22 protein-coding genes are annotated in these 25,453 nt (G+C 48.2%); 3 read left to right on the top strand and 19 right to left on the bottom strand.

The features are described from left to right. The first annotated feature begins 129 nt into the window (after nt 1-129). Nucleotides 130-2,022 carry a phosphoglycerate dehydrogenase gene (gene serA / locus IEV97_RS16010; RefSeq protein ID WP_188502505.1) on the top strand — a complete coding sequence of 631 codons (1,893 nt, stop codon included), beginning with the start codon at nt 130-132 and terminating at the stop codon, nt 2,020-2,022. Between the two features lie 532 nt (nt 2,023-2,554). Here serA and IEV97_RS16005 read toward each other — a convergent pair. Then, complete coding sequence (locus tag IEV97_RS16005; RefSeq protein ID WP_188502504.1) at nt 2,555-3,088, bottom strand: DUF7935 family protein; 534 nt, start codon at nt 3,086-3,088, stop codon at nt 2,555-2,557. 156 nt (nt 3,089-3,244) lie between these two features. On the opposite strand from IEV97_RS16005, the gene IEV97_RS16000 reads away from it, so the two are divergent. Continuing rightward, on the top strand, nt 3,245-3,592 hold the full coding sequence (locus IEV97_RS16000; protein ID WP_188502503.1) for a HesB/IscA family protein: 348 nt from the start codon (nt 3,245-3,247) through the stop codon (nt 3,590-3,592). A 68-nt stretch (nt 3,593-3,660) separates the two neighbouring features. Here the strand turns inward: IEV97_RS16000 and IEV97_RS15995 are convergent, their stop codons facing one another. The 12 genes from IEV97_RS15995 to IEV97_RS15940 form a co-directional block, all read right to left on the bottom strand. Further along, a complete protein-coding gene (locus IEV97_RS15995) occupies nt 3,661-4,140 on the bottom strand; it encodes a hypothetical protein (RefSeq protein ID WP_188502502.1) in 480 nt (159 codons plus the stop codon). A gap of 10 nt (nt 4,141-4,150) precedes the next feature. Continuing rightward, nucleotides 4,151-5,038, bottom strand: coding sequence for a ChaN family lipoprotein (locus tag IEV97_RS15990; RefSeq protein WP_188502501.1), 888 nt, complete (start codon nt 5,036-5,038; stop codon nt 4,151-4,153). 58 nt (nt 5,039-5,096) lie between these two features. After that, complete coding sequence (locus IEV97_RS15985; protein ID WP_188502500.1) at nt 5,097-5,633, bottom strand: STM3941 family protein; 537 nt, start codon at nt 5,631-5,633, stop codon at nt 5,097-5,099. A 183-nt stretch (nt 5,634-5,816) separates the two neighbouring features. Further along, the gene (locus tag IEV97_RS15980; protein ID WP_188502499.1) at nt 5,817-7,151 is read right to left on the bottom strand and encodes an ABC transporter permease; all 1,335 of its coding nucleotides are present in this window, start codon (nt 7,149-7,151) and stop codon (nt 5,817-5,819) included. Continuing rightward, a complete protein-coding gene (locus IEV97_RS15975) occupies nt 7,144-8,055 on the bottom strand; it encodes an ABC transporter ATP-binding protein (protein ID WP_188502498.1) in 912 nt (303 codons plus the stop codon). Before IEV97_RS15975 ends, IEV97_RS15980 begins: the two co-directional genes overlap by 8 nt. 376 nt (nt 8,056-8,431) lie before the next feature. Next, nucleotides 8,432-9,580 (bottom strand): molecular chaperone DnaJ, encoded by a 1,149-nt coding sequence (gene dnaJ / locus IEV97_RS15970; RefSeq protein WP_188502497.1) that lies wholly within the window; start codon nt 9,578-9,580, stop codon nt 8,432-8,434. 3 nt (nt 9,581-9,583) lie between these two features. Beyond that, complete coding sequence (locus tag IEV97_RS15965) at nt 9,584-10,150, bottom strand: nucleotide exchange factor GrpE (protein WP_188502496.1); 567 nt, start codon at nt 10,148-10,150, stop codon at nt 9,584-9,586. Nucleotides 10,151-11,096: 946 nt separating this feature from the next. Beyond that, the gene (gene obgE, locus IEV97_RS15960; protein WP_188502495.1) at nt 11,097-12,089 is read right to left on the bottom strand and encodes a GTPase ObgE; all 993 of its coding nucleotides are present in this window, start codon (nt 12,087-12,089) and stop codon (nt 11,097-11,099) included. A 111-nt stretch (nt 12,090-12,200) separates the two neighbouring features. Continuing rightward, nucleotides 12,201-12,791: an adenylate kinase gene (locus IEV97_RS15955; protein WP_188502494.1), complete on the bottom strand. Its 591-nt coding sequence runs from the start codon at nt 12,789-12,791 to the stop codon at nt 12,201-12,203. 115 nt (nt 12,792-12,906) lie between these two features. Continuing rightward, the gene (hpt, locus tag IEV97_RS15950; RefSeq protein ID WP_188502493.1) at nt 12,907-13,449 is read right to left on the bottom strand and encodes a hypoxanthine phosphoribosyltransferase; all 543 of its coding nucleotides are present in this window, start codon (nt 13,447-13,449) and stop codon (nt 12,907-12,909) included. A 98-nt stretch (nt 13,450-13,547) separates the two neighbouring features. Beyond that, nucleotides 13,548-15,794, bottom strand: a complete 2,247-nt coding sequence (locus IEV97_RS15945; RefSeq protein WP_188502492.1) for a sodium-translocating pyrophosphatase — start codon at nt 15,792-15,794, stop codon at nt 13,548-13,550. Nucleotides 15,795-16,044: 250 nt separating this feature from the next. Then, entirely contained in the window at nt 16,045-16,959 is a 915-nt protein-coding gene (locus IEV97_RS15940; RefSeq protein ID WP_188502491.1) for a M20/M25/M40 family metallo-hydrolase, read from the bottom strand. Between the two features lie 110 nt (nt 16,960-17,069). Between IEV97_RS15940 and IEV97_RS15935 the strand changes: the two genes are divergently transcribed. After that, nucleotides 17,070-18,314, top strand: a complete 1,245-nt coding sequence (locus tag IEV97_RS15935) for a tetratricopeptide repeat protein (protein WP_188502490.1) — start codon at nt 17,070-17,072, stop codon at nt 18,312-18,314. A gap of 75 nt (nt 18,315-18,389) precedes the next feature. On the opposite strand, the gene IEV97_RS15930 is transcribed toward IEV97_RS15935, so the two are convergent. The 6 genes from IEV97_RS15930 to IEV97_RS15905 form a co-directional block, all read right to left on the bottom strand. After that, complete coding sequence (locus IEV97_RS15930; RefSeq protein WP_188502489.1) at nt 18,390-19,355, bottom strand: UDP-glucuronic acid decarboxylase family protein; 966 nt, start codon at nt 19,353-19,355, stop codon at nt 18,390-18,392. A 1-nt stretch (nt 19,356) separates the two neighbouring features. Next, nucleotides 19,357-20,709 carry a UDP-glucose dehydrogenase family protein gene (locus tag IEV97_RS15925; protein WP_188502085.1) on the bottom strand — a complete coding sequence of 451 codons (1,353 nt, stop codon included), beginning with the start codon at nt 20,707-20,709 and terminating at the stop codon, nt 19,357-19,359. Nucleotides 20,710-20,792: 83 nt separating this feature from the next. Next, nucleotides 20,793-21,917, bottom strand: a complete 1,125-nt coding sequence (locus IEV97_RS15920) for a glycosyltransferase family 4 protein (RefSeq protein WP_188502488.1) — start codon at nt 21,915-21,917, stop codon at nt 20,793-20,795. Further along, on the bottom strand, nt 21,914-23,053 hold the full coding sequence (locus IEV97_RS15915) for a hypothetical protein (RefSeq protein ID WP_188502487.1): 1,140 nt from the start codon (nt 23,051-23,053) through the stop codon (nt 21,914-21,916). Before IEV97_RS15915 ends, IEV97_RS15920 begins: the two co-directional genes overlap by 4 nt. A gap of 113 nt (nt 23,054-23,166) precedes the next feature. Next, the gene (locus tag IEV97_RS15910) at nt 23,167-24,303 is read right to left on the bottom strand and encodes a glycosyltransferase family 4 protein (protein WP_188502486.1); all 1,137 of its coding nucleotides are present in this window, start codon (nt 24,301-24,303) and stop codon (nt 23,167-23,169) included. 136 nt (nt 24,304-24,439) lie between these two features. Continuing rightward, complete coding sequence (locus IEV97_RS15905) at nt 24,440-25,438, bottom strand: glycosyltransferase family 4 protein (RefSeq protein WP_188502485.1); 999 nt, start codon at nt 25,436-25,438, stop codon at nt 24,440-24,442. Nucleotides 25,439-25,453 lie beyond the last annotated feature (15 nt).

Here is a 25,453-nt window from a genome sequence, read left to right as displayed (position 1 = left end):
CGTGCACAAGTGGCGGGAGGTCACCGAATACCTCACACTCGACAGAGGCGAGCGAGGGCGAAGCGCACAAGGAATGACAAAAGCGACAAACCCTAGGAAGTACTACTATACCTTATCACCTACCAAACTATGGCAAAAGACCAATACTACATCATTGACTTCGACAGCACGTTTACACAGGTTGAGGCGCTGGACGAACTGGGCGAGATCACACTAGAAGGCGAAGAAAACAAGGCAGAGATCCTGCAGCAAATCCGTGACTTGACTAATGGTGCCATGGAAGGAAAGAGCTCTTTTACCGAGGGACTGTCCAAACGATTGGCCTTGCTCAAGGCAAACCGGCGCCACCTGAAGCCGCTGATCCAGCTTTTGCAGAACAGGGTGTCGGACTCCATCAGACGCAACAAAGATTTCTTTCAGGCCTACGCCGACAACATCCTGATCGTGTCAAGCGGGTTCAAGGAGTTTATTACGCCTATTGTAACGGAGTATGGCATCAAGGAGGAGAATATCTACGCCAATACTTTTAAGTTTGACGAGCAGGGCAATATCATCGGTTTTGATGAAGAGAATCTGTTGAGCTTGGACCGGGGGAAGATAAAGCTACTCGAAGAGCTGGCACTGGAAGGCGATGTGTACGTGCTGGGCGATGGGTATACCGACTACGAGATTAAGGAGGCGGGACTGGCCAATAAATTCTACGCCTTCACCGAAAACGTGGTGCGGGACAACGTAGTAGCCAAAGCCGACAACGTGGCCCCGAGTCTGGACGAGTTTCTGTACCAGCACAAACTGCCGATGGCTATCTCCTACCCCAAAAATCGTATCAAAGTGTTGCTGTTGGAGAACGTACACCCGAAAGCTGTCGAGTTGTTCAAACGTGAAGGTTACCAGATCGAAACCGTATCAGGCGCTTTGAGCGAAGACGAGTTGTGCGAGCGGATCAAAAACGTATCGGTGCTGGGTATACGCTCTAAAACACAGGTTACGAAGCGGGTGCTTGAGCATGCCAACAAACTGATGTGCATCGGCGCTTTCTGCATCGGCATCAACCAGATCGACCTTACGAGCTGCCTTGACGCCGGTGTGGCGGTGTTCAACGCCCCTTACAGCAATACCCGCAGCGTGGTGGAACTGGCTATTGGTGAGATCATCATGCTCTGCCGCAACGTGGTGGACAAAAGCACTAAAATGCACCAAGGCATCTGGGATAAGTCGGCCACAGGTAGTGTGGAAGTGCGCGACAAAAAGCTAGGTATAGTGGGCTACGGCAGCATTGGGGCGCAGCTGTCGGTATTGGCTGAGGCTCTGGGGATGGACGTGTACTACTATGATGTGATCGAGCGCCTGCAACTCGGCAATACCCGCAAATGCGAGACGCTGAGACAGTTACTCGAAATATCGGATATTGTGAGTCTGCACGTGGACGGTCGGACCAGCAATGAAGGCATGTTCGGCGAAAAAGAGTTTGCCGCCATGAAAGACGGTGCCATCTTTCTGAACCTGAGCCGTGGCCATATCGTGGACCTGCCGGCACTGGTTGAAGCCATTAAATCAGGCAAGGTGCATGGCGCCGCGGTAGATGTGTTCCCTTATGAGCCCGCCACAAACGACGAGGAGTTTGTAAACGAACTACGCGGTTTGCCCAACGTCATCCTGACCCCACACATCGGTGGCAGCACCATGGAAGCGCAGGAAAACATCGGCACCTTCGTGCCGAGCCGCATCATGGAGTACATCAACACCGGCAACAGCTACCAGAGTGTCAACTTCCCGAATATCCAGCTTCCGGAGCTTAAAAACGCACATCGCCTGATCCACATCCACCAGAACGTGCCAGGCGTACTCGCCAATATCAACAGTGTGCTGGCTGGAAACCAGGTCAATATCCTGGGCCAGTACCTGAAAACAAACGAACAGATCGGTTACGTGATTACCGACATCGACAAGCTGTATGACAAGAAAGTGATCGAAGAGATGAAGCAGGTACCGGCTACGATCAAGTTCCGGATTTTGTATTAAGGCACGGTTTCAGGTATAGCTGATTGTGCGCAACAAGCAATGGGTTATAGGTATACCTGCCGTACACATTCCAGCCAGGTATAGGATACATGCTTGCATAGGTATAGAGTGTGTATTAAAGGAGGATTCCGGTATATGGTTTAATCAGGTATGTGATTCAGAGAAGTATAGCGGTGCACGATTCGGACAGGTCGCGACCTGTCCCTACAGGTAGTTACGTTCGGAAAATGCTCTGCTACAAGGCTCTTCGGGATTTATCAATCCCGAAGCAAACTCTCGGGGATTTCCTAATCCCCGAGAGTAGATTTCCGCGCTCTTTCGGACATCCGTGTCCGAAAGTATTTCTGCCGGGGACATCCTTGTCCCCTATGCTTGAAAACAAGAGCGGCATACGGGGATGTGGACATCCCCAACAGGTGGCTTTCAGACATGGAAGTCCGAAAGAGCGTGGAATCTGTATGGCATTACGACGTTAGAGTTCCCAGTCTTCACATCTCAACTTTCTAACTCCTAAACTTTCTACCTTTTTAACTTAGAAGACCTGCCCGATCTCCTGCTTCAGGAAGCTGATGGCTCTGGCGGTCGGGTCGATCTCGTTGTTGAGGACGTTTTCCAGAATGCGCTTGGCAAGTTCGGTACCTTTCGCCTTCTCGTCCAGACTTTGGTAGGATTTGTTGATCAGGTTCACGACTTCCTCGCGGGCATGGCGCACCTGCTGCCAGGATTGCTCCGTCATGTATACCTGCTGCGACATGTTGTGGTTGAATTCGTTTCGGATCTCGGTGAGCAGGATGCGGTGGTATTCGGCGGCTGTGTGGCCTCCACCGCCCACCCGCAGCAAGAGATTACTTGGCGTGATACGCTCCAGCAACAGCACAATGCGCTCGTAGGCCTGCAGACGGATAGGCGTTACCACCTCAGCGTTTTTTTGGCGCAGCTCCAAAAGGCGCAGTTTATAGTCACGCTCCAGGTGCTTTTTGATGATAGAGTAAGCTACTGCGGCCACCAGGATGGCAGGTATAGAAATCTTCAGTATGTCAAGTATAATATTGGTACCTTCTTCCATTTGCAATTGTTTTGAACCTTAAATATCGGGAAAAATTAATTTAGGTTGGCATGAATCATTTTCAAGGTATAGCTGTTTTGCTAATACATTCTGGAGCCGCAGCAAAATTGCAAGTAATTGCGTAAATTGCAGCTCCATTTCAAATTTGAACAGACTATGGCAACTGAAACAAAAACTGCACCGATAGCGCTTACTGAAAAAGCCCTGCTTGAGGTTAGAAATATAATGCAAGAGAAGAACGTACCTGCAGAATACGGCCTGCGCATTGGGGTGCAAGGCGGTGGCTGCTCAGGCATGTCTTACCTGCTGGGCTTCGACAAAGCGAAGGACTCCGACGAGGTTTATGACCTGGATGGCCTGAGCCTGATCATGGATAAGAAGCATGCGATGTATGTGCTGGGTATGGAAGTTGATTTCCAGGACGGCCTGAACGCGCGTGGCTTCGTTTTCAGCAACCCACAGGCCAAGAGTACCTGCGGCTGCGGAAGCTCGTTCTCTGCATAAAAAGCACCTTTCTTTCTCTTTAGTAGAAAGACAAAGCCCGGCCAATTGGTCGGGCTTTGTTGTTTTAATCAGTGGCGGTCATCGTATTGTGTAACGCTCGCCACTGTATCCGCTTTAAATTCAATATCTATTACGTGAGGCTGTAATGAAAAGGGGCCAGGCAACCGTCCTGTATAATATATCCATCGTTCATTTCTTTGGTTCTCTCTTCCCGTTGCACCCAGCCACTTTTCAACTTCCGGTTTGGTTTTTCCAATAAGCAGTTCACGGGCTATTAGATCCTCTGTCATTCTATACCTTTTGTCAGGGTTTGCCCACCATTTTGCCTGATCAAACTCCACATCCGAGTAATAGCGCCAAATGGCAAGGCTCGAAGAGTAAGTGATCAGGAAACTCAAGAGAATAAAGAATAGTCCCCCTACCCACACTGTTGTTTTCTCAAGCCGATACTTCTCCCTTACAGGCTTGGCATAATAAAAACTTACAATACAGATACCTGCGAAGGCTACTATAAGGAAAATTACCCAGGAAAATGTAGCTATCAGCATAAGACTGTATTTAATAGGTTCTCGTCATACTTGCTGGCACAACCAGAATAAAATCCGCTTTCTGCTTGTTCTCTTCAGTCAGTTTGTCCAGATCTTCCTGCAGTACGGTCGTGATCGTAAGTGTTTTAATTTGTGGGTTGCCTTGCTTCAGGTACCAGCCTATACCTTCAAAATTGTCTGAATGATAAGCGCCGTTTAGGTGTAGCATCTTTTTCCCACTGCTTACTTGTTGCAGGATGAAGTGGGCCATAGTCGCGTCTTTCAAGGCTTGGGCCTGCACGATGTTTTCGCTTTTGGTATTGCCATGGGTACTGCCACCAAACATAGCCAGCATGTTCTTATACCCCGGCAAGTTCATATCGACCTGCACGGGCAGTGGCGCGATGTAGCGCCTGGCGTCTGCCGACACATTTTCCAGCGCTTTCAGGCTTCCTGCTGATACCATGGCGGCATAGCGGCGCGGCACGTTGGTCGCGATGAAAGGTATAGCCGCCTCCTTGGCAAAACGCACCACCGGGCGGTAGTCGGTTTTGTAGTTATTCCAGGGCCGCGACTCCTGCTCAAAGTTATTCTCCGCCACCTGTCCTGACAGGTACTCGTTCAGTACCAGTTGCACATCCGCTTCAAACATTTCGGCACCGATAGCGAAATGCTGCTGATGCACTTTGTGCAGGTCTTTGGCTACTTCCAGTTGCAACCAGTGCGCGATCGGGTCGTTGTGCTGCTCACCAAACAGAACTACATCGGCCTTCTGCAAGTCGTCCAGCATTTTCCCATACTTTACCTGCTTGCCCTTGCTGTTGTAAAGCACATAGGCAAGTTTGTCTTTGTCAGAAGCGGTGGCTATACCTGTGGTGAACATAAAAAATAGAAGTGTGAGAAGTGAAAGTCGGGTCATCGTAACGTTATTAACTTTAACAGATTGTTCTTTCAGGAATCTTATGAGGCTTACTAGCCTAGAGCACTTTCTTGTTTTCTAATTCTTCACATACCAACCGCTCTAACTCTTTATATTTAATCTGGAGCGAGTTTGCTGTAATGGATAAGGGTGTTCCATACATCCTGTGATTCGCCTGCATTGCTTTCCTGAAGAACATATTGGTAGCGCGCGCCATATATTTCTCAGGATTGTTAGTATGCAATAGCATTATCATATTCGATGAGATCTCCAGTGTTTCTACGCCAGTTATATCCTGCCACTCAATTAAACCAACACTTACTGCACTTGAGTTATCCGTAATACCTTCTTCATCAATCGTCAGCCCTACCTTCTTATCGAATAATTTTCTAAGGATGTACACTGCGCCTAACCCAAAAAATAGCACAGCAGTAACTCCAGCAATCCGGATAATCTCCTCACTCCTGAAAATTGGAGATATGAATCTTGCCGGCTCGATTGCAAAGAAAACTCCTGCAACAACGAAGGCGACGGCTCCTACCAAGAAGAGCATCATTTTCGCTTTGCTAAGCGGAATTTCTATTTTCTGGTTCATTGTCAAATATTAAGTTTCCTCTATCAAGGTACAAAAAAATAGCTGGCTCCGAAGAACCAGCTATTTTTAATTATGTGTTAGTGTGCACTAGTATAAGGTCGCTGCTGGTTCAAAACACGGCATAGCAGCAGTTAGGAATACGTCTTTTGTCCTTTGTCAAAAATTCCTTTGTCAGAAAATCATCTACACCCTGTAAAATAACCACTTTGACAACTCCTTGTAGTTGATCTTCTTGCCGTACATCAGTATACCTACACGGTAGATTCTGGAAGCGATCCAGGTGGTGAAGATGAAGCCTACGATCAGAAGTCCCATGGAGAGCAAGAGTTCGCTGGCCGGTACGCCGAAAGGGATGCGCACCATCATCACGATCGGCGATGTAAACGGAATGATCGACATCCAGAACGCTACAGGCCCATCCGGATTCTGTATCACCACGGTGTAGGACATGATGAATGAGATGATCAACGGGATCGTGATCGGGAACATGAACTGCTGCGTGTCGGTCTCGTTATCCACGGCAGCACCAATGGCCCCGAAGAGGGAGCCGTACAGCAGGTAGCCACCCAAAAAGTAAAACAGGAAACAGCCCAGCAAGAGCGGGAAATTCAGGTTGGAGATGGCGCTGCTCACTTCCGACAACATGTTCGCCTGGCTTTCTTCCTGCGTCTGAGCAGACTCTTCGCCAGTCGCTAAATCGCGTCCGGCCTGCATCTGCTCGATGGGTGTGGGCGCTGGCTTGATGTCAAAAGCCGCCTGTACACTGCCCACCACAATGGTCGACAGCACCACCCAAAGCAAAAACTGCGTCAGGCCCACACCGGCTATACCTACGATCTTGCCCATCATCAGCTGAAAAGGCTTTACCGACGAAATCATCACCTCCACAATGCGGTTGGTTTTCTCCTCAATCACGCCGCGCATGATCTGCACGCCATACAGGAAAATGAAGAAATAGATAATCACCGCCCCGATAATACCCGCACCCGACGTCACCCAAACGTTGCTGTCGCGTTCGCCGCTCTCGCTCAGATTCACGGTCGTCATGGTCACGTTGGCTTTCATTTTGTTGAGCATCTCGCGGTCTATACCTGAGGCCATAAAACGCTGACTCTCAATTTCCTTCTCGAGCATGTTCTCCAGCCTGAATTTCACTTGCAGACTAGTGTTCTTCTTGGAGTAAAGGCGTATACCTTCCGGGTTATCCAGGTCGAGTTTTGGGATGTGCAACAAGGCAGTATAGTCCGTTTCCTGATAAGCCGTTTTGGCCTGTTCCAGCGAACCGGCTGCTATCGGGATGATCTTCAGGTCTTCTTTGCTTTCCAGCTTATCGGCGAAGAGCCCGCTTTCGTCCAGCACCATCACCACATCCTCGCTGTCCGATATGGTGGCCAGCCAGGCAGGTATAACCATGAAAGCGGCCAGCAACAGCGGAGTCAGGAAAGTCATGATGATAAAGCTTTTCTTCCGCACGCGTGTCAGGTATTCGCGTTGTATGATGAGCCAGATCTTATGCATGGTAGGTTTCTTTTACTTTTCGGATAAATATGTCATTGATACTCGGCACCAACTCTACAAACGAGTGCACCTCCACGCGCTGAATCAGGTAACGTAGCAAGTCGTTTGGCGAAGCGCCATCGAGCAAACGGATGGAAGCGCGGAACACGCCATGATTCTCGTGCTGCTCCAGCACCTCAAAATCTGGTGACGTGATGAGCAGCTGCCCGTTGCCGATCACCTGGTAGGTATCGGTCTTGTACGTGTCCTTGATCTCGCGCACAGGTCCGTCGAGCACCTTGCGGGAGCGGTTGATCAGGGCGATGTTATCGCACAGCTCCTCTACCGACTCCATGCGGTGCGTTGAGAAAATGATGGTCGCCCCATTGTCGCGCAGGCGTAGGATCTCGTCTTTGATGAGGTTAGCGTTGATCGGGTCGAAGCCGGAAAAAGGCTCGTCGAGAATGATCAGCGATGGCTCGTGCATCACGGTGGCCATAAACTGAACTTTCTGCTGCATCCCCTTCGAAAGGTCTTCGATGTGCTTGTTCATCCAGTCCTTGATCTCGAAGCGTACTACCCATTCTTTGATTCGGGCCGTGGCCTCGTCTTTGGACAGGCCTTTGAGCTGGGCAAGGTATAGCAATTGCTCCCCTACCTTCATCTTTTTGTACAGACCGCGCTCCTCGGGCAGGTACCCCATGTCCTTGATATGTGATGGCCGAAGTTTCTCGCCTTTGAAGTATATCTCGCCGGAGTCGGCTCCTGTTATCTGGGTGATGATGCGGATGAGGGACGTTTTGCCTGCCCCGTTTGGTCCCAGTAAGCCGAAAATGCAGCCGGCCGGGATGTCAAAGCTCACGTTGTCAAGGGCCGTGTGGTTGGCGTAGCGCTTGGTGACGCCATCTATTTTAAGTATGCTCAATGCGGTTAACCTTTTGGTATGTTCAAAAATAGCCTTTTTAGGGCTGAGTGACAAGCAATATCAATAAAGCCCTATACTTAATCGACTAACGTAGGTATAGGCTATACCAAGTACGTGCATCAGGTTGTTTAGGACAGCTGCCCATCAGTTAACTTGAAAGGTACTGCTTTTGTGACAAAGGAAATTTTGACAAAGGACAATAGACTTTAAAACGAGTAACCCCTCTTTAGAAGTCCCTCCTACCATGAATTTTAGCTAAGAGTTATACAGGGCGCTCTGGTTAAGGTGCAGGATGTCTACGCATACCTGACCCACAAAACAAAAGCCTGCCTTCTCTACTGAAAAGGCAGGCTTTTTTATCTAGTCATTGACTGGCTTACTGGAAATAGTCTTTCACTTTCTCAAAGAAGCCTTTATCACTCTTGCCGGGGTGCGGAGCAAAGTTGTTGGAATCGCGCAGGCGCTCCAGTGCGGCACGCTCCTCGCTGCTCAGCGTTTTCGGCGTCCACACGTTGATGTGGATCAGCTGATCGCCTTTGCCATAGCCGTTGATGTCTTTCACACCTTTGCCACGCAGCCTGAAGATCTCACCGCTCTGCGTGCCCGGCTTGATCGTGATCTTCACGCGGCCACCGATGGTCGGTACTTCAATATCTGAACCTAGCGCAGCATCAATAAAGCTGATGTACTGGTCGAATATCACGTTGTTACCGTCGCGCTTCAGGCTTGGGTGCTCTTCTTCTTCAATCTGAATCAACAGATCGCCCGGCACACCACCACGCTCCGGCACGTTGCCTTTGCCGCTCATCGACAGCTGCATGCCGTCCATTACGCCAGCCGGCACGTTGATCGTGATCACCTCTTCCTGCAGTTCGCGTCCGCTGCCGTGGCAGGCTTCGCAGTTTTTAGTCACGATGCGGCCTTCGCCGTTACAGGTAGGGCAGGTTGCCGTGCTCACCATCTGGCCCAGCATGGTGTTCACCACCTTGCGCACCTGACCTGAGCCCTGGCAAGAGCCGCAGGTTTGCATGTCGGTACCATTCTTGGCGCCGTTGCCGCCGCAAGTTCCGCAAGCCACATAGCGTTTTACTTTTATCTTCTTCTCAACGCCGTTGGCAATTTCCTCAAGGTTGAGTTTGAGCTTAATGCGCAGGTTGCTGCCTTTGCGGGTACGTCGGCCACCCTGACGGCTGCTGCCGCCAAAGAAGCTCTCGAAGCCGCCACCGCCGCCACCGAAAATGTCGCCGAACTGGGAGAAGATATCCTCCATGTTCATACCACCGCCGCCGCCGAAGCCGCCGTTCATACCCTGATGGCCGAACTGGTCGTAGCGCTGGCGCTTCTGCTGGTCGCTCAGTACTTCGTAAGCTTCAGCCGCCTCCTTAAACTTTTCCTCCGCCGTGTGGTCGTCGGGGTTCTTGTCGGGGTGAAACTTAATGGCGAGCTTACGGTAAGCCTTCTTTATCTCCTCCGGACTTGCTCCCTTGCTTACACCTAAAACCTCGTAATAATCTCTCTTAGCCATTGATTAAGCTCCTATTATAACTTTCGCGAAGCGGATCACCTTCTCATTCAAGGTATAGCCCTTCTCGATCACGTCTACTATTTTGCCTTTCAGTTCTTCTGACGGAGCTGGGGTTTGGGTAACAGCTTCATGGAAGTCGCTGTCAAATTCATCACCTGTCTTAACCTCAATCGGCTTCAAACCTTTGAGTTGCGTCACGTGCTTGAGTTTGTGGAATACCAGCTCCAGGCCCTGCAACAAAGCATCTATCTCTCTGGTTGCCTCCATCGACTGGCGGGCACGCTCCATATCGTCCAGCACAGGCAATAATTCGCTCATCAGGTCTTCGTTTGCTGTTTTGAGCAAATCCAGGCGCTCCTTGTTGGTACGCCGTCTGAAGTTCTCAAACTCAGCCATCAGGCGGATATATTTATCTTTCATCTCTGCCAGTTCGGCCTCGGCCTGGGTTTCGGAGCCAGTTTCTTCTGCTGTCTCTTCGGTCTGCTCCTGTCCGTTATTTTCTTCCGTATTGGCAGTGTTATCCTGTAGTTCTGCGTTTTCCTGCTCTTTCTTGATATCTTTCTCTGACATAATGCCTTAAGAATTATAGGTTGATAGGTCTATTTTGTCTTTTCAATTGTCTTGCCAATTCTGCTTTCGTGCCAGATTGGCACTTTAAATTGTTGATTTAGTGATTGAGTGAATGAGTGACTTTGTTTTTAGTGAATTTCACTTGCTATACCTGAAAATGTCTGAATCAGGATTTACAGGATTTCAGGATTAACAGGATTCTCATGCACGATTGTACCTGCCCCTGCCCCTCCCGATAGGTAGGGTCGTTAAGTTCTAGCTAATTCTCCCCTTGAGGGGAGCGCAGAGGGGTGTTTACGATTGTGTTAAAACAGTAATATGGCCAGCATTTTAGTACTGAAGCAACACCCCTATAATCCACTCAAGGGGATAGTTTTATACAGAACTTAACAGCCCTGCCTCCCGAGAGGGGCATCACCTCCCCTAGCCCCTCCTTTTAGAGGAGGGGAGCTTCCGGCCGTTTCCAGTTCAATCAGGTATAAGCTTCGAAGTCACTGTTTAGCTACACCGGGTCAAACCACCCCTGCCCCTCCTTGTCCAAGGAGGGGAGTCTGCCACTACTACTTTACAGGTATAAGTGCTGTAGTTGCGATCACAGACCACTGGCAGGTATAGCAAGGCTAACTTGCCCCGGAGGCTATGAAACAAACAGCCTTAGCCAGGTGCACTTTTCGGCGCTCCACTGTCTGAGCGTTCAGCGAGTTTGGAGCGTCTTGACTTTTTTGCTTACTGGGGGTAGGGGCCCTCTTTCTTTTCATCAAGGAAAAAAGTAGGGCCCGCCCGGCCAGGGCAAAAGCTAGCTATGCAATAGCACAACCGCTATACCAGCAACAGCCTTTGTAATAAAACAACATTCTATCAATCAGCACCCAGCTGGTGCTTCAAAAAAAATCGGTAGCAAGCCTTGCAGCCTCTACCGATAGATATTTGTATGAAGACTGACGGACTACGAGTTAAGCGCTGACCAGATCATATCTTTCAATTGGGTGATATTCTTCTGCGTCATGCTCGAAATAAACACAGCTGGCACATCTTTCGGCAAGGTCTCGCGCATCTCTGCTTCCAGCTCATCGTCGATCATATCTGTTTTGGTGATCGCCAATATGCGTTTCTTGTCCAGCAGCTCCGGATTGTAAGTTTCCAGCTCGTTTACCAATATCTTGTACTCCTCCGCTATATCGGGGCTGTCGCACGAAATCATGAACAGGAGCATGGAGTTACGCTCGATGTGGCGCAGGAATCGCAGGCCTAGGCCTTTTCCTTCTGAAGCTCCTTCGATGATACCAGGTATATCAGCCATCACAAAAGACCTGTAATCGCGATAAGCGACTACTCCCAGGTTAGGCTCCAGCGTCGTAAACGCATAGTTGGCAATCTTCGGCTTAGCTGCTGATACCACGGATAGCAAAGTAGATTTGCCGGCATTCGGGAAACCCACCAAACCGACATCGGCTAATAGTTTCAGTTCCAGAATTACCCATTCCTCTATACCTGGCTCACCCGGTTGGGCATAACGAGGTGTCTGGTTAGTAGGCGACTTAAAGTGGGCGTTGCCCAGCCCGCCACGGCCGCCCGGTGTCAGGATGATCTCCTGCCCGTCTTCCGTGATCTCGCACATGAACTCGCCGGTTTCGGCGTTGCGGGCGATCGTTCCCAGTGGCACCTCCAGCACGTCGTCCTTACCCTGTGCGCCTGTAGAATGGCTCGGGCCTCCACCCTGACCATTTTCGGCAATCACGTGCTTGCGGTACTGAAGGTGCAGCAAAGTCCACAACTGGGCGTTGCCACGCAGGATGATATGGCCTCCTCTGCCCCCATCACCACCGTCAGGACCACCCATGGCAGTGCGTTTGTCGCGGTGCAGGTGCGCTGAGCCAGCGCCACCATGTCCGGAGCGGGAACAGATTTTTACGTAATCAATAAAGTTGGATTGGGCCAATGTAGGTAATGCTAACAGGTATAAATTATAAGGTATAAGCAAGAACGGAGCATTTGAGTTCCGGCCTGCTTATACCTTCTGTATTCTATCTAATAAAAGCTGAGCAGAAGATTACTTCTTTTGCTTCTCTTTCATGTTATCGATATGCGCGCAGATATTGCTGAAGATCTCGTCAATCTCACCGATGCCATCCACCGCATAATATTTGCCTTGTCCGGCATAGTAATCAGCAACTGGCGTCGTTTTGGTGTTGTACTCCACTACGCGCTTGCGGATCAACTCCTCGTTCTGGTCATCCGGGCGGCCGGAAGTCTGTCCGCGTAGCAAAAGGCGCTTGGTCAGTTCTTCGTCGTCCACCTTCAGGGCAATCATGCAGGATATCTCCGTGCCAAGATCCATCAGGAGCTTGTCCAGCCCCTGGGCCTGTGGCACCGTGCGCGGGAATCCGTCGAAGATAAACCCGCCCGCGTGATTGTTTTCTCTCACTTTGTTTGCGATCATGCCAATCACCACTTCGTCCGGCACCAACAGGCCGTTATCCATCAGTGATTTGGCTTTCATCCCCAGTTCAGTGCCTGCGGCAATTTCGGAGCGCAGCAAATCACCTGTTGACAGGTGTATCAGGTTATACTTGTCTATCAGCTTTTGGCTTTGCGTACCTTTACCAGCACCTGGAGGGCCAAACAAAACGATGTTGAGCATATCTATGATTTATGATAAAAAACAAATTTAAGTATAAAATCGGTGTATTGTTCAATAATTTTTGAGCTGTGCCAAATCCCGGGCAGTCGTTTTGGCCCCAGATGGCTCAGTCCTTTTAGGAAACAATCTTGTAAATATCGCGCAGGTTGCGGCCCAGTCCATTGTAATCAAGTCCGTAGCCTACCACAAAGTCGTTCGGTATCGCCTTGGCCACATACTTCACATCCAGCTGGTGCTGCAGGCACTCGGGCTTCATGAGCAAAGTAATGATCTCGATGGAGGCAGGCTTCTTTTCCTGCAGCTGTCGAAGCAGTGCAGTCACCGTGTGCCCGGTATCCACGATGTCTTCAATGATCAGCACGTCACGCCCTTCAATTTCCTCGGTCAGGCCCAGCACTTCCTTTACCTGGCCGGTGCTGTGCATGTCCTGATAGGATGACATGCGGATGAATGAGATCTCGCAAGGTATGTTGATGCGCTTCATCAGGTCGGCCGTGAACATGAATGAACCGTTCAGTACTGCCAGAAACAGTGGGTTTTTACCAGTGTAGTCCTGCTCAATTTGCTCTGCCAGCATCACTATGCGTGCAATGATTTCTTCTTCGTACATATAGGTACTGAAGTCACAATCGTGAATCGTGATGGTACGGGGCTCCATATAGCGTATTGGTCTTATTGGCAAACAAAGGTACGGATAATAAAAAATAAGCCCAACCTCATGGCTGGGCTTATTTATACTGATAGAGATTGTGTTGGCTATCGGGTCGCTAAACCAGCCACGACAACTGTATTGTCTGGGTAGATGATCTGTCCGGTAGACGGGGCCTCCTGCTGTATCTCCATGTTCAGGTTCGGCTCCTCAGGTATAGCCGGCGTGCGCTCTGTGGCAATGTGGGGCGCAATTACCAGCGACACGATTGACATGAGTTTGATCAGGATGTTCATGGAAGGACCGGAAGTGTCTTTGAACGGGTCACCAACGGTGTCGCCGGTTACGGAAGCTTTGTGGGCATCAGAGCCTTTGTACTCCATCTTACCATTGATCTCCACGCCTTTCTCAAACGACTTCTTGGCATTGTCCCAGGCACCACCGGCGTTGGATTGGAACATCGCCATCAACACACCTGATACGGTTACGCCTGCCAGCAGACCACCCAGGATCTCAGCTGAAGGAGTGTCGGCAAATACGTCTCTGAAGCCAAAGCCCACCAGAACCGGCACGATCAGGGCAATGGCGCCCGGCAGCATCATTTCGCGGATAGCCGCTTTTGTGGAGATAGCCACGCACTTTTCGTACTCCGGCTGACCGGTGCCTTCCATAATGCCCGGAATTTCGCGGAACTGGCGGCGTACTTCATGCACCATGGCCATGGCCGCACGACCAACCGCCGCGATACAAAGCGCCGAGAAGATGAACGGTATCATGGCACCAATGAACAGGCCTGCCAACACGGGTGCTTTGTAAAGATCAATGGAGTCGATGCCGGCTATACCTACGAAAGCGGCAAAAAGAGCCAGTGACGTAAGGGCTGCCGATGCGATCGCGAAGCCTTTACCGGTGGCGGCAGTCGTGTTACCTACAGCATCCAGGATATCGGTACGACCGCGTACCTCTTTCGGCAGTTCGCTCATTTCGGCAATACCACCGGCGTTGTCGGCAATAGGACCAAAAGCGTCGATAGCCAACTGCATGGCCGTAGTCGCCATCATGCCGGCAGCCGCAATAGCCACGCCGTAAAGACCGGCAGAAGCATACGACAACACAATACCGGCGGCCAGCACGATGATAGGCAACACCGTCGAGTGCATACCTACCGCCAGACCAGCGATGATGTTGGTGGCATGGCCTGTGGAAGACTGCTGCACGATAGAATTAACGGGCTTTTTGCCCATGGCCGTGTAGTACTCCGTGATGATGCTCATCAGCGTACCCACTACCAGACCCACGATCACGGCGATGAACACACCATTGGCAGTGAATTCGAAGTTACGCAGGTTCATGTTTTCTGGCAGCATCCAGTGGATAGCGAAATAAGCGCCAACAGCCGTCAGGGCAACAGAGATCCAGTTGCCCAGGTTGAGGGCCCCCTGCACGTCGCCACCTTCTTTTACCCGGATGAACAGCATACCAATCAGGGAGAACAAGATGCCCAGACCCGCAATGAACATTGGCAGGATGATTGGGGCCATGCCGCCGAAATTATCCTCTGAAACTACTTCACGGCCCAGTACCATCGTCGCCAGGATAGTGGCCACATACGAACCGAAAAGGTCAGCTCCCATACCTGCCACGTCACCCACGTTATCACCCACGTTATCGGCAATCGTAGCGGGGTTACGCGGATCGTCTTCAGGTATACCTGCTTCTACTTTACCTACCAGGTCGGCACCCACGTCAGCTGCTTTGGTATAGATACCGCCGCCTACGCGCGCGAAAAGGGCAATACTTTCAGCACCCAGCGAGAAACCGGTGAGCACCTCAAGGGCCACTTCCATCTCGTGGCCATTCACGCTGCCATTCACGCTGTAAACAAAGAAGTAGTAGAGCACGATAAAGAGTGAGCCCAGGCCCAGCACAGCCAGACCAGCCACACCCATACCCATCACCGAACCACCGGCAAACGACACACTGAGGGCGCGCGACAGGCTTGTCCGGGCTGCTTCTGCCGTACGTACGTTGGCCTTGGTGGCAATGCGCATACCGATAAAGCCGGCAACAGCTGAAAAAAGGGCACCCATGATGAAGGCCAGCACGATCGTCCAGTGCGATTTCTCACCGGTATAGCCCAGATAAAACAGGAATAAGCTGGCGATGACTACGAAGTAGAAGAGCACTTTGTATTCCGCCTTCAGGAAAGCCATGGCGCCATCGGAAATGTGACGGGCGATCTCCGTCATGCGTTCGTTACCTGCTGCTTGCTTCGTTACCCAGGCCGACCTTATAAAGGTATAAATGAGGGCCGCCAGACCAAATCCAGGAATTGCGTAGAGAATAGGTTCCATTCAATAAGAGTTAGTTTTGTAGAAAAGGGTTGAGATTCTGAAATTGCTATATAGAGCTATTAAAGAAAGCCTATTGGTTTGACTTTTCCAAATATTTACTTCCAAAGCTTTACACCCCCGACACACCCTATACCGCTAGAGTTAAGTCATTTGTGCCGGGTGCTGCTCTTCCATCCTGTTTGAACCACGGTCGACAAACAAAAAGGGCTGCCTATACCTGGCAGCCCTTCTATATTATTAATCGTTTCTTCTACAACTTCTCCATCAACTCCCTGTACAGCGCGACCATGCTCTCGATGTCCTTCTTGTGGACAATTTCGTTTGGGGTGTGCACATTGTCTTCGGGGGCGCCAACAAAGCACCAGTCCCAGGGGTAGGGTCCGTGCTGCAACTCCTTAGCATCGCTGCCACCGGCACCTTCTACCTCCAACTGATAAGGTATACCGGAGGCCCTGGCTATACCTATGATCTTCTCAACATAAGACCTGCGAGGTATAAGGCTGTCGCGCATCGAGATGGCAACGCCCTCCCCTGCCTTCACACCCTCCGTTACCCAGGTAATATCGGAAATAAGCGCTTGGTGCACACCGTAACGCTCCGAAATGTATTTGGATAGGTAGGCTACCGAACCGCCGCCATGTTCTTCCCAACTACTGAACGCAATGATGCCATTCTCTAATGTTTCAGCGACTTTCAATGCACTCCACACACCAAGTCGGTTATCAAGGTAGCACGATTGCACTGTTTCTTCCGTTTCCCGGAAATCGCACTTGAAAACAAGTTCCGTCCCACGCTCTATCTCCCGCTCATACCTGTAGCTGATCGCGTGCGTCTCTTCATCAAGCTCCAGCGTACACTCAATTTTCCCCTGCGAGTCCTCTCCTACCAGCGTATAGCCGCTTTCCAGGTCAGGGCCGCCGATCTTTACCAGCTGTTTGCCATAGCGCACAGTGAATCCAATGGAGTCTATGTGTGCGAAAACAGCTGTTCTGGGCTTCCCGAATATTAACAAAATACAATCCTGAAAACCTTCTCCATGTATAACTACTGGTTGTTGCTTCCACTGAACTTTCTGTTCTTCAATGTAGTTAAGCAGAAAATCGGATAGCTTTTTTTCGTTGCCGGACGGTGCGTGTATGCTGCAGAGTTGTTTCAGAAGTTTCATGCAATATTTCTTTTGTATCAATTCAAAATTAATATAATTGTTGTACTTTTAGTACCTGTTCTCCACATAAGGGGCTATTGGCACGACACTCCGGACTTTTCTTTTGACCTATGAAGAAGATTGTACTTGCGTTTCTCGGTATCATCCTGACTAACCTGGCTTTTGGGCAAGGTTCTAAGGAGCAGTCTGACACGGCTATCAGAGAGGTGACAATTCAATCAGTGGAGGTCATTCCTGCGGCCGGAAACATCAAAGGCATGCTGCTCATGGACAAAGACATCCAGTACGAACTGGAGGGTGCCGTGGACAACATGTACAACTTCAAGTATGAGCTGGCCGAAAAGCAATTCAAATCCCTGCGACGCCGCTACCCAAACCACCCGCTGCCCTATTTCCTGATGGGCCTCAGCCAATGGTGGAAGATCGTGCCTACCAATATTCAGACCCTGGCGTATGATGACCTGTTTTTCGCTTACATGGATTCCACTATCATGAAAGCAGAGAAGCTGTACGATGCCAATAATAAAGATTACGAGGCCGCCTTCTTTTTGTCAGCCGCTAATGGATTTGCCGGGCGTCTGCACTCTGAGCGAAGCAATTGGCGTAAAGCAACCATCGCCAGCAAGCGGTCGCTGGAGTACCTGGAGAAGGCTAAAGCCGGCAACGGCCTGAGCCCGGAGTTTCTGTTTGGAGAGGCGCTCTTCAATTACTACTCCATCTGGATTCATGAAAACTACAAAATGTTGCGGCCCGTACTGGCTTTCTTCCCGAGCGGCGACAAGCGACTAGGTATAAAACAGCTGCGCTACGTGGCCAACAACGGCTTCTATACCGGTACGGAGGCGAAGTTCTTCCTGATGAAGATCTACGCCAACGAGGAAGGCAACATGGAAGCTGCGTTGGATCTGGTAAAGGGACTTGTAGAAAAATACCCTAACAACGCCTATTTCCAGCGCTTCTACGCACGTGCGCTTTTTGTGCAGGGTCACTTTACGATGGCCGAGCGGGTGTGCCTCGATATTCTGAGCAAGCTCGATCGGCGCATGCCGGGCTACGAAGCCGTTAGCGGGCGTTATGCCTCTTATATCCTGGCCTACATCAACCAGAACAAGTACCGTGATTTCCAGAAGGCAAAAGCCTACTATCAGAACTCCATTACATTCGCCGAGATGAGCAACGAGCGTGATTCCGGCTATTTTGTCAACTCGTATCTAAACCTCGCCCGCATTGCCAAGCAGGAACGTGAACTGAAAACAGCGAAGCATTACTATAATATAGTGCTGGAAGCGACCGACAAAAAACATGCTGCCAACAAAGAGGCGAAAGACTTCATGAAAGCACACAAAAAGATCTAAGCTACTTATACCTTTAAACAAAAAGCCCTGACAGGTTCGCTGTCAGGGCTTTTTGTTTTATAATCCGCTCGGTGTCTAGTTTACCATACGCTCGGCTGGCACTTTTACTTTTTGCTTGAAGTACTCGAGCGTTCGCTGCAGTCCTTCGGCGCGGTCCACCTTCGGCTCCCAGCCCAGCACTTCTCTGGCCTTGCTGATGTCCGGCTGGCGCTTCTGCGGGTCGTCGGTCGGCAGCGGCTGGTACTCGATGTTGAGCTCCGCCCCGGTCAGCTTGCAGATCTCCTCGGCAAACTGCCTGATGGTGATCTCGGACGGGTTGCCGATGTTGACCGGCATGTGGTAGTCGCTCAGCAGCAGGCGGTAGATGCCCTCCACCAGGTCGTCCACGTAGCAGAAGGAGCGCGTCTGGCTGCCGTCGCCGAAAATGCTCAGCGGCTCGCCGCGCAGGGCCTGGCTCAGGAAGGCAGGCAGCACGCGGCCGTCGTCCAGGCGCATGCGCGGGCCGTAGGTGTTGAAGATGCGCACGATGCGCGTCTCCAGCCCGTGGTGCATCTGGTAGGCCATGGTCATGGCCTCCTGGAAGCGCTTGGCCTCATCGTAGCAGCCGCGCGGCCCCACCGGGTTCACATTGCCCCAGTAGTCCTCGCTCTGCGGGTGCACGAGCGGGTCGCCGTACACCTCCGAGGTGGAGGCGATCAGCATGCGGGCCTTCTTGGCCATAGCCAGGCCCAGCAGGTTGTGCGTGCCCAGCGAACCCACCTTCAGCGTCTGGATCGGGATCTTGAGGTAGTCGATCGGGCTGGCCGGCGAGGCAAAGTGCAGAATGTAGTCCAGCTTGCCCGGCACGTGCACGAACTTGGACACGTCGTGGTGGTAGAACTCAAACTGCTCCAGCTTGAAAAGGTGCTCGATGTTCTCGAGGTTGCCGGTGATCAGGTTGTCCATCGCGATCACGTGGTAGCCCTCGGCTATGAATCTGTCGCACAGGTGGGAGCCGAGAAACCCGGCGCCGCCTGTTACCAATACTCTTTTTCTGGCCATACTATACCGTCTCCTTTGTTTGTTGTGGAACCATGGCCTGCTTGACGCCGATGCCGAAGTAGGTGAAGCCCTTCTCCTCCATCTCGCGCGCGTCGTAGATGTTGCGGCCGTCGAACACGACCTTCTCCTTCATCAGCTTGTTGACCACGGCGAAGTTGGGCGAGCGGAACTCGGGCCACTCGGTCACCAGCAGCAGCGCGTCGGCGTCGATCAGGGTCTCGTACTCGTCCTTGCCGTACTCGATGCGGTCTCCCAGAGAATGCTTGGCCTCCTTCATGGCCACCGGGTCGTAGGCCTTCACCTTGGCGCCCTGCTCGAGCAGCTTCTCGATGATCACCAGCGAAGGGGCCTCGCGCATGTCGTCGGTCTTCGGTTTGAAGGAGAGCCCCCAAACAGCGAAGGTCTTGCCCGAAAGGTCCCCGTTGAAGTAGTTCATCACCTTGTTGAAGAGCACCGACTTCTGCTTCTCGTTCACCGTCTCCACCGACTTCAATACCTCCATGGAGTAGCCGTTCTCGGAGGCCGTCTTGATGAGCGCCTTCACGTCCTTGGGGAAGCAGCTTCCGCCGTAGCCGATGCCCGGGTAGATGAACTTGTTGCCGATGCGGGCGTCCGAGCCGATGCCCTTGCGCACCATGTTCACGTCGGCGCCCATAATCTCGCACAGGTTGGCGATGTCGTTCATGAACGAGATCTTGGTGGCCAGCATGGCGTTGGCCGCGTACTTGGTCATCTCGGCGGAGGGGATGTCCATGAAGATCAAGGGGTGGCCGTTCATCAGAAACGGCTTGTAGAGCTTGGCCATCACCTGCTCGGCGCGCTCGGAGTCCACGCCCACCACGATGCGGTCGGGCTTGAGGAAGTCGTCGATGGCGGCGCCCTCCTTCAAAAACTCGGGGTTGGAGGCCACGTCGAAGGCGATGTCGGCGCCGCGGGCCTCGAGCTCGCCTGCGATGGCGCGGCGCACCTTGGCCGCCGTGCCCACCGGCACGGTGCTCTTGGTCACCACCACCAGGTAGTCGGTCATGGAGCGGCCGATCTCGCGGGCCACGGCCAGCACGTACTTCAGGTCGGCCGAGCCGTCCTCGCCCGGGGGCGTGCCCACGGCGATGAAGGCCACCTGGCAGCCCTGCACGCTCTCGGCAAGGTTAGTGGAGAAGGAAAGGCGCTCCTTCTGGGAGTTGCGCAGCACCATCTCCTCCAGGCCGGGCTCGTAGATGGGCAGGATGCCCTGCTTGAGGTTGTCTATCTTCTTGGAGTCGATGTCGATGCAGGTCACGTCGATGCCCACCTCGGCAAAGCAGGTGCCCGTCACCAGGCCCACGTAACCGGTGCCAACTACAGCTATTCTCATAGGTAAATGTTATTAATTCCGGAAATAGAATCTATATAAAAAATTCACATAATATAAACAACAGCCTATTCATATGAAATTCTTTAAACTTCAATAAAATTGATCATATCTTTATTAATGATATTAACGTCAAACTTTGACTCTGCAAGTTTACGGCTTTCTTTTCCATGCTTTTCAATTAGTTGATCGCTATTAATATAACGCTCCATAGCTATGGCTAACTGCTCTACATCCTTTATTGGAATTAGATAACCGTTTTGGTTAGAGATTACTGTTTCTTTGCACCCCGGATGATCTGTAGTAATAATGGGCTTTCCAGTAGCTAATGCTTCTAATAATGTTCTTGGTAATCCTTCATTATAATATGTTGGAAGAACAAAAACTGAGGAGTTCTGAAAATATGGCAACACGTTATTGGTGCGACCTAGATATGTTATAATCCCTTTTTCAATGTATGGGTTTAAATCTTCTATGGCAATTCCATTTGGATTGGAATCAGGAGGGCCTAAAATTTTAAACGAAGCATTCGGGTATTTTTCTTTTAATATCTCAGATGCTTTGATAAATTCAATTACCCCTTTTTCCTTAATAAGTCGACAAATCAGAAGGAATGAAACCGGATTTGAAATCGGTTGGCTTAGCTGGAATTTATCTAAATTGATGCCTGACCCATCTACTATTTTAGTCTTAGTTCCTTTTTTAATTATCCCCCTTTGTTTAAAAAAAGTAAGATCATTCTCATTTTGAAAAATAATATGAGTGGCTTTGCTCAATGACTTTCTATATAGGAGTGAGACCATATTGCCAAGGATCCATCTTTTAATACCACCTTTCTCAAATGCTGAACCTCTTCCTGTTATTAATGCTACATTTTTAACATTCTTCAAATTCCTAGCAGCCAAGCAGCCATATATTACTGGCTTAATTGTATATGAAATGACAATCTCTGGTTTAATCCTATGTAGTTCGTTCTTTAGTACTCTATAAAATTTATAATCACTAAATGGGTTAAGACTAGTTCTATTACTTGGTATATCCTTAAAGTGAATGTTTAGATTCTTAAATGATTCAAGCAATTCAAAATTGATTTCCTCGGCAGGGGCGAATGCATAGACTTCAAATCCCATATTTTGATACGCCTGAATCAAATCTAACCTAAAATTCAATAAAGAAGGGGCGTAGCCAGCAATAATAGCCAATTTTTTCATCCTATAATTGATTCTTTTTCTTTTCTTTGACTTATAGCCTTGATTCTAGCTAACAGTCTGTAATCTTTTTGTTGAGAGTATATTAATATGAATAAGAATGGATAAACGAAGATTCGAACCCTTGCAATTAAACCTAAGTTGACTGCGGTTAATCCCCCTGCAACTGAGTATAAGATGATAAAAACTAATGACATCATTAGGAGTTTATCTTTTCTAATATTTAAGAGAGACTTTTTGAATGCTGAAAAGTTTGTATAGATTAAGTAATAAATAAATAGAATTTCTACCGCTGAAATAAGGTTAGTAAAACTACTAACCTCCCATGGAAATGGTCGAAATAAAAAGTTAATTAAGGCAATATGTGCTTGACTCAGCGTTAGCGGTTCCTCTTCAGCTATAACACTTCCTCCATAAGCGTTATATCGACGATCCTCAATTAGTTTATCTTCAAAAGCTTCTACTGAAGTACTTTGCAAGCCTAGAAAAGACATGCTTATGCTAAATCCAACAATGGCTAGTATCAGGATTGCCATATTCCGCAAAGAAAGAATCCTCCCTTTCCCGAGCAATTCTGGCAAAATCATAGCAACAAGTACAACTAACAAGATTTGTGGCCTTACTGAAGTTATGATTGCTAAACCTGCTGCTGTGCCCAGAATGGAAGCAAATCTATTCTGTGATTTTGTAAAGAAATTATAGATGACTAAGCCTAGACCTAACAAAACTACAATCTCTTTACTAATACTTGCTGCCCAAAACCAAAGCGAAGGTAAAACTAATAAAGTAACTGAAAGCTTCTTCCATTGCATGGAGGGGTATCTAATCATAAAAGTTTTGATAATTAGCAGCAGGCCAGTAAAGCCTACAAAATTTGCTAAGAGAAATGTACCCCGAAAGGATTCGCCGCACAATGTAATAAATATAGCAGCATAATAGGACATGAAATTAGTCCCTAAAAAGCTAGTACCTCGATAGTACAGAGGATTAAAAAAGATATCAAAATTAACCTCATTAAATAAGTCAAGCACCCTTATTCCATGCCTAAAATACACTACTCCATCTGCCGAACCACCATAAATTTCAAAAGCTACAAAATGGTATATCAATACTCCTGCAATTCTGATTGAGACTGCCAAGTATATTATCTTCTTTATTGATTTTAGGTATCTAGATCTTACTAATAATGAAGTTAAAACTATAACCCAGATAGTAGCAATAAAAAAACCTAACCATTCAGATTCACCCATTACTAAATAACGCCTTGATAGAAGTTTATAGTCTCATCAACCATTCTATCTAAATTATAATAATCTATAAGTTGTCGGTAAGCATTAGCGCCCACTTTATTTGCCTCGCTCTGATCACTGAAGATCTCTACAATCTGATTTCCTAGAGCTTGTATATCATAGGCAGGAACAAGATATCCTGTTTTTTTATGAATCATCAACTCATTCCCACTTGGTACATCAAAAGCAACAACAGGTTTTTTACAGTTGAAAGCTTCTAAGAAGACAACTCCAAAACCCTCAGATATTGAAGGCACTGCTACCAAGTCAGAATTGTACATATATTTAATCACTTCTGTACTATAGCCAGTAAAATGCACGTTAGATTCAATCTGGAGCATTTTAACTTGTTGCTTAAGTTCCTCTTCTAATATACCAGAACCAACAATTACTAAACCAATTTCGCTATCCTTTTTTACTGATTCAGAAATAGCTTCAATAAGTTTACTATGGCCTTTAAACTTAATTAGTCTTCCTGCTATTACAACCTGCTTTTTGAACATTCGAAATTTATTATCTATCCAAGCCTCTGTCACTTCGGGAAAATCAAAGCCATAATGAATGAGTTCCATTTTATTGGCTTTTGCTAAACCTGTTTCAGTAAAGAAATTTCTTAGGCCATGAGATATAGTATATGATTTATCATTTCTTTTCTCTGCAAATCGAGATATTAAAAAGTAGGGTGTGAGTTTTTGCTTAGAAGGGTCAAAACCATATTGACTTGTAAACTCATTATCATACCCATGCTTTGTTGAAACCCATTTACACGGTAAACTAAAGAAGACTTTGGTTAATGATAAGTAGAAGTCCGCATGAATAAGATGTGTGTGCACTAAATCATACTGCCCTTCCTCAATAATATTTTTTATTGCCTTAAGTTTTGGGAAGCTAGGGTATTTCCCGATATTAATTTCATAGGTTTTAACTCCTAGACTATTAAGCTTTTCTATAAAAGCCCCTCCCTTTCCTCCTTGGTACTTAGTATAAAGCCTTAAAAATTCTATAGTAATCCCTTTTTTTAGAAGGCTTGGAATAATCTTAAGCTGGTAATTTTCTGCTCCAAATATTCCACCCTCTTTTTGTACAAAAAGAACCTTCATTTTCAAATATTAATAATAAACATATTGAAATTTTCTGCTCTACTATATATAAACGTAGAGAAGTCAAGCTAACTTCAAAAAATTTCATGAAACACTATATTAAAAAGATAATCAAAATAACTTGTATTATAAAAATTTATTCTTTGTTAAGCACATTACTAAAGCGACTTTGATATATATCAAATCTAAACTTGAATGCAATAGCTTTACCCTTCTCAGACATTTCAAGTTGTAAATCCCTATCCAATAGAACCTTGTTTATATTTTTTAGCATTTGACCCATATCGTATGGACTAAAATACAAACCTGCATCTCCTGCTACTTCTGGAATGCTCGCCCTATCGGATACTACAACTGGACAGCCTGATGCCATAGCTTCCAGAACAGGCCATCCAAATCCTTCATGAATAGAAGGTAATAAGAATAAAGCCGCATTTTGATATAGCCATTGTAATTCCTTCTCAGTTATACCATTAAATTGAATTAGTTGATCTTCTTCGAATAGTGAGAGCAAGTCTGGATCTACTGCTCCTACTCTAACTATTAGACTGCTCTTAACTTTTGCAAGAGCCTTTAGAGTTTCTCTTATGTTCTTATACCATGCATTAGTACCAACAAGCAGTATAAACTGCCGTTTCTTTAACGCGGCAAATTTAGAGTCATTTATTTGAACATTCTCAAACCAAAATTCTTCCACGGGATTATGTATTACAGTAACCTTGGAAAGAAATCTCTCCTCAATAATTCTAGCTAAATCTTCTTTAGTATGCTCAGAGACACAAATTATTTTTGTGGAGTATCTTAAAAGTTTTATAAAATTCCTATCTAAACATCTTCGCCACCAAGAAGAGCTTTTATCCATCAAATCATGTAGATCATGGCATACAATAAACACTTTTTTATGGTGAAGAAACAATAACAAATAACTATATCTCTCTGATGGTAAAATTATTTTTTTATGCTTAGAAAAAGCCAGCTTTGCTGGAATTACTAGGTATTTGTGCACAAGTGAATATAAGCGATACTTTGATTTTGGAATCGTGTAGGTTTCATAGTTATCAATTGCCTCTATGAGACTTGTATATCTTTTTATACTTCTCGAAGTTCTTTCATCTTTTACTACGGCAACAGTCATTACTACGAAAAATTA

Origin of the sequence: Pontibacter amylolyticus (assembly GCF_014638845.1) — a bacterium.
Lineage (GTDB): Bacteria > Bacteroidota > Bacteroidia > Cytophagales > Hymenobacteraceae > Pontibacter > Pontibacter amylolyticus.
This window is presented reverse-complemented; position numbering and strand designations above follow the sequence as displayed.

Coding starts and splice junctions, on each gene's coding strand:
- IEV97_RS15945 (WP_188502492.1), bottom strand. CDS start 15,794: ATGGAACCTATTCTCTACGCAATTCCTGGATTTGGTCTGGCGGCCCTC.
- dnaJ (WP_188502497.1), bottom strand. CDS start 9,580: ATGGCTAAGAGAGATTATTACGAGGTTTTAGGTGTAAGCAAGGGAGCA.
- IEV97_RS15930 (WP_188502489.1), bottom strand. CDS start 19,355: ATGGCCAGAAAAAGAGTATTGGTAACAGGCGGCGCCGGGTTTCTCGGC.
- IEV97_RS16000 (WP_188502503.1), top strand. CDS start 3,245: ATGGCAACTGAAACAAAAACTGCACCGATAGCGCTTACTGAAAAAGCC.
- IEV97_RS15905 (WP_188502485.1), bottom strand. CDS start 25,438: ATGACTGTTGCCGTAGTAAAAGATGAAAGAACTTCGAGAAGTATAAAA.
- IEV97_RS15965 (WP_188502496.1), bottom strand. CDS start 10,150: ATGTCAGAGAAAGATATCAAGAAAGAGCAGGAAAACGCAGAACTACAG.
- serA (WP_188502505.1), top strand. CDS start 130: ATGGCAAAAGACCAATACTACATCATTGACTTCGACAGCACGTTTACA.
- IEV97_RS15955 (WP_188502494.1), bottom strand. CDS start 12,791: ATGCTCAACATCGTTTTGTTTGGCCCTCCAGGTGCTGGTAAAGGTACG.
- IEV97_RS16005 (WP_188502504.1), bottom strand. CDS start 3,088: ATGGAAGAAGGTACCAATATTATACTTGACATACTGAAGATTTCTATA.
- IEV97_RS15995 (WP_188502502.1), bottom strand. CDS start 4,140: ATGCTGATAGCTACATTTTCCTGGGTAATTTTCCTTATAGTAGCCTTC.
- IEV97_RS15935 (WP_188502490.1), top strand. CDS start 17,070: ATGAAGAAGATTGTACTTGCGTTTCTCGGTATCATCCTGACTAACCTG.
- IEV97_RS15940 (WP_188502491.1), bottom strand. CDS start 16,959: ATGAAACTTCTGAAACAACTCTGCAGCATACACGCACCGTCCGGCAAC.
- IEV97_RS15985 (WP_188502500.1), bottom strand. CDS start 5,633: ATGAACCAGAAAATAGAAATTCCGCTTAGCAAAGCGAAAATGATGCTC.
- IEV97_RS15910 (WP_188502486.1), bottom strand. CDS start 24,303: ATGAAGGTTCTTTTTGTACAAAAAGAGGGTGGAATATTTGGAGCAGAA.
- IEV97_RS15990 (WP_188502501.1), bottom strand. CDS start 5,038: ATGACCCGACTTTCACTTCTCACACTTCTATTTTTTATGTTCACCACA.
- IEV97_RS15980 (WP_188502499.1), bottom strand. CDS start 7,151: ATGCATAAGATCTGGCTCATCATACAACGCGAATACCTGACACGCGTG.
- IEV97_RS15925 (WP_188502085.1), bottom strand. CDS start 20,709: ATGAGAATAGCTGTAGTTGGCACCGGTTACGTGGGCCTGGTGACGGGC.
- hpt (WP_188502493.1), bottom strand. CDS start 13,449: ATGGAGCCCCGTACCATCACGATTCACGATTGTGACTTCAGTACCTAT.
- IEV97_RS15920 (WP_188502488.1), bottom strand. CDS start 21,917: ATGAAAAAATTGGCTATTATTGCTGGCTACGCCCCTTCTTTATTGAAT.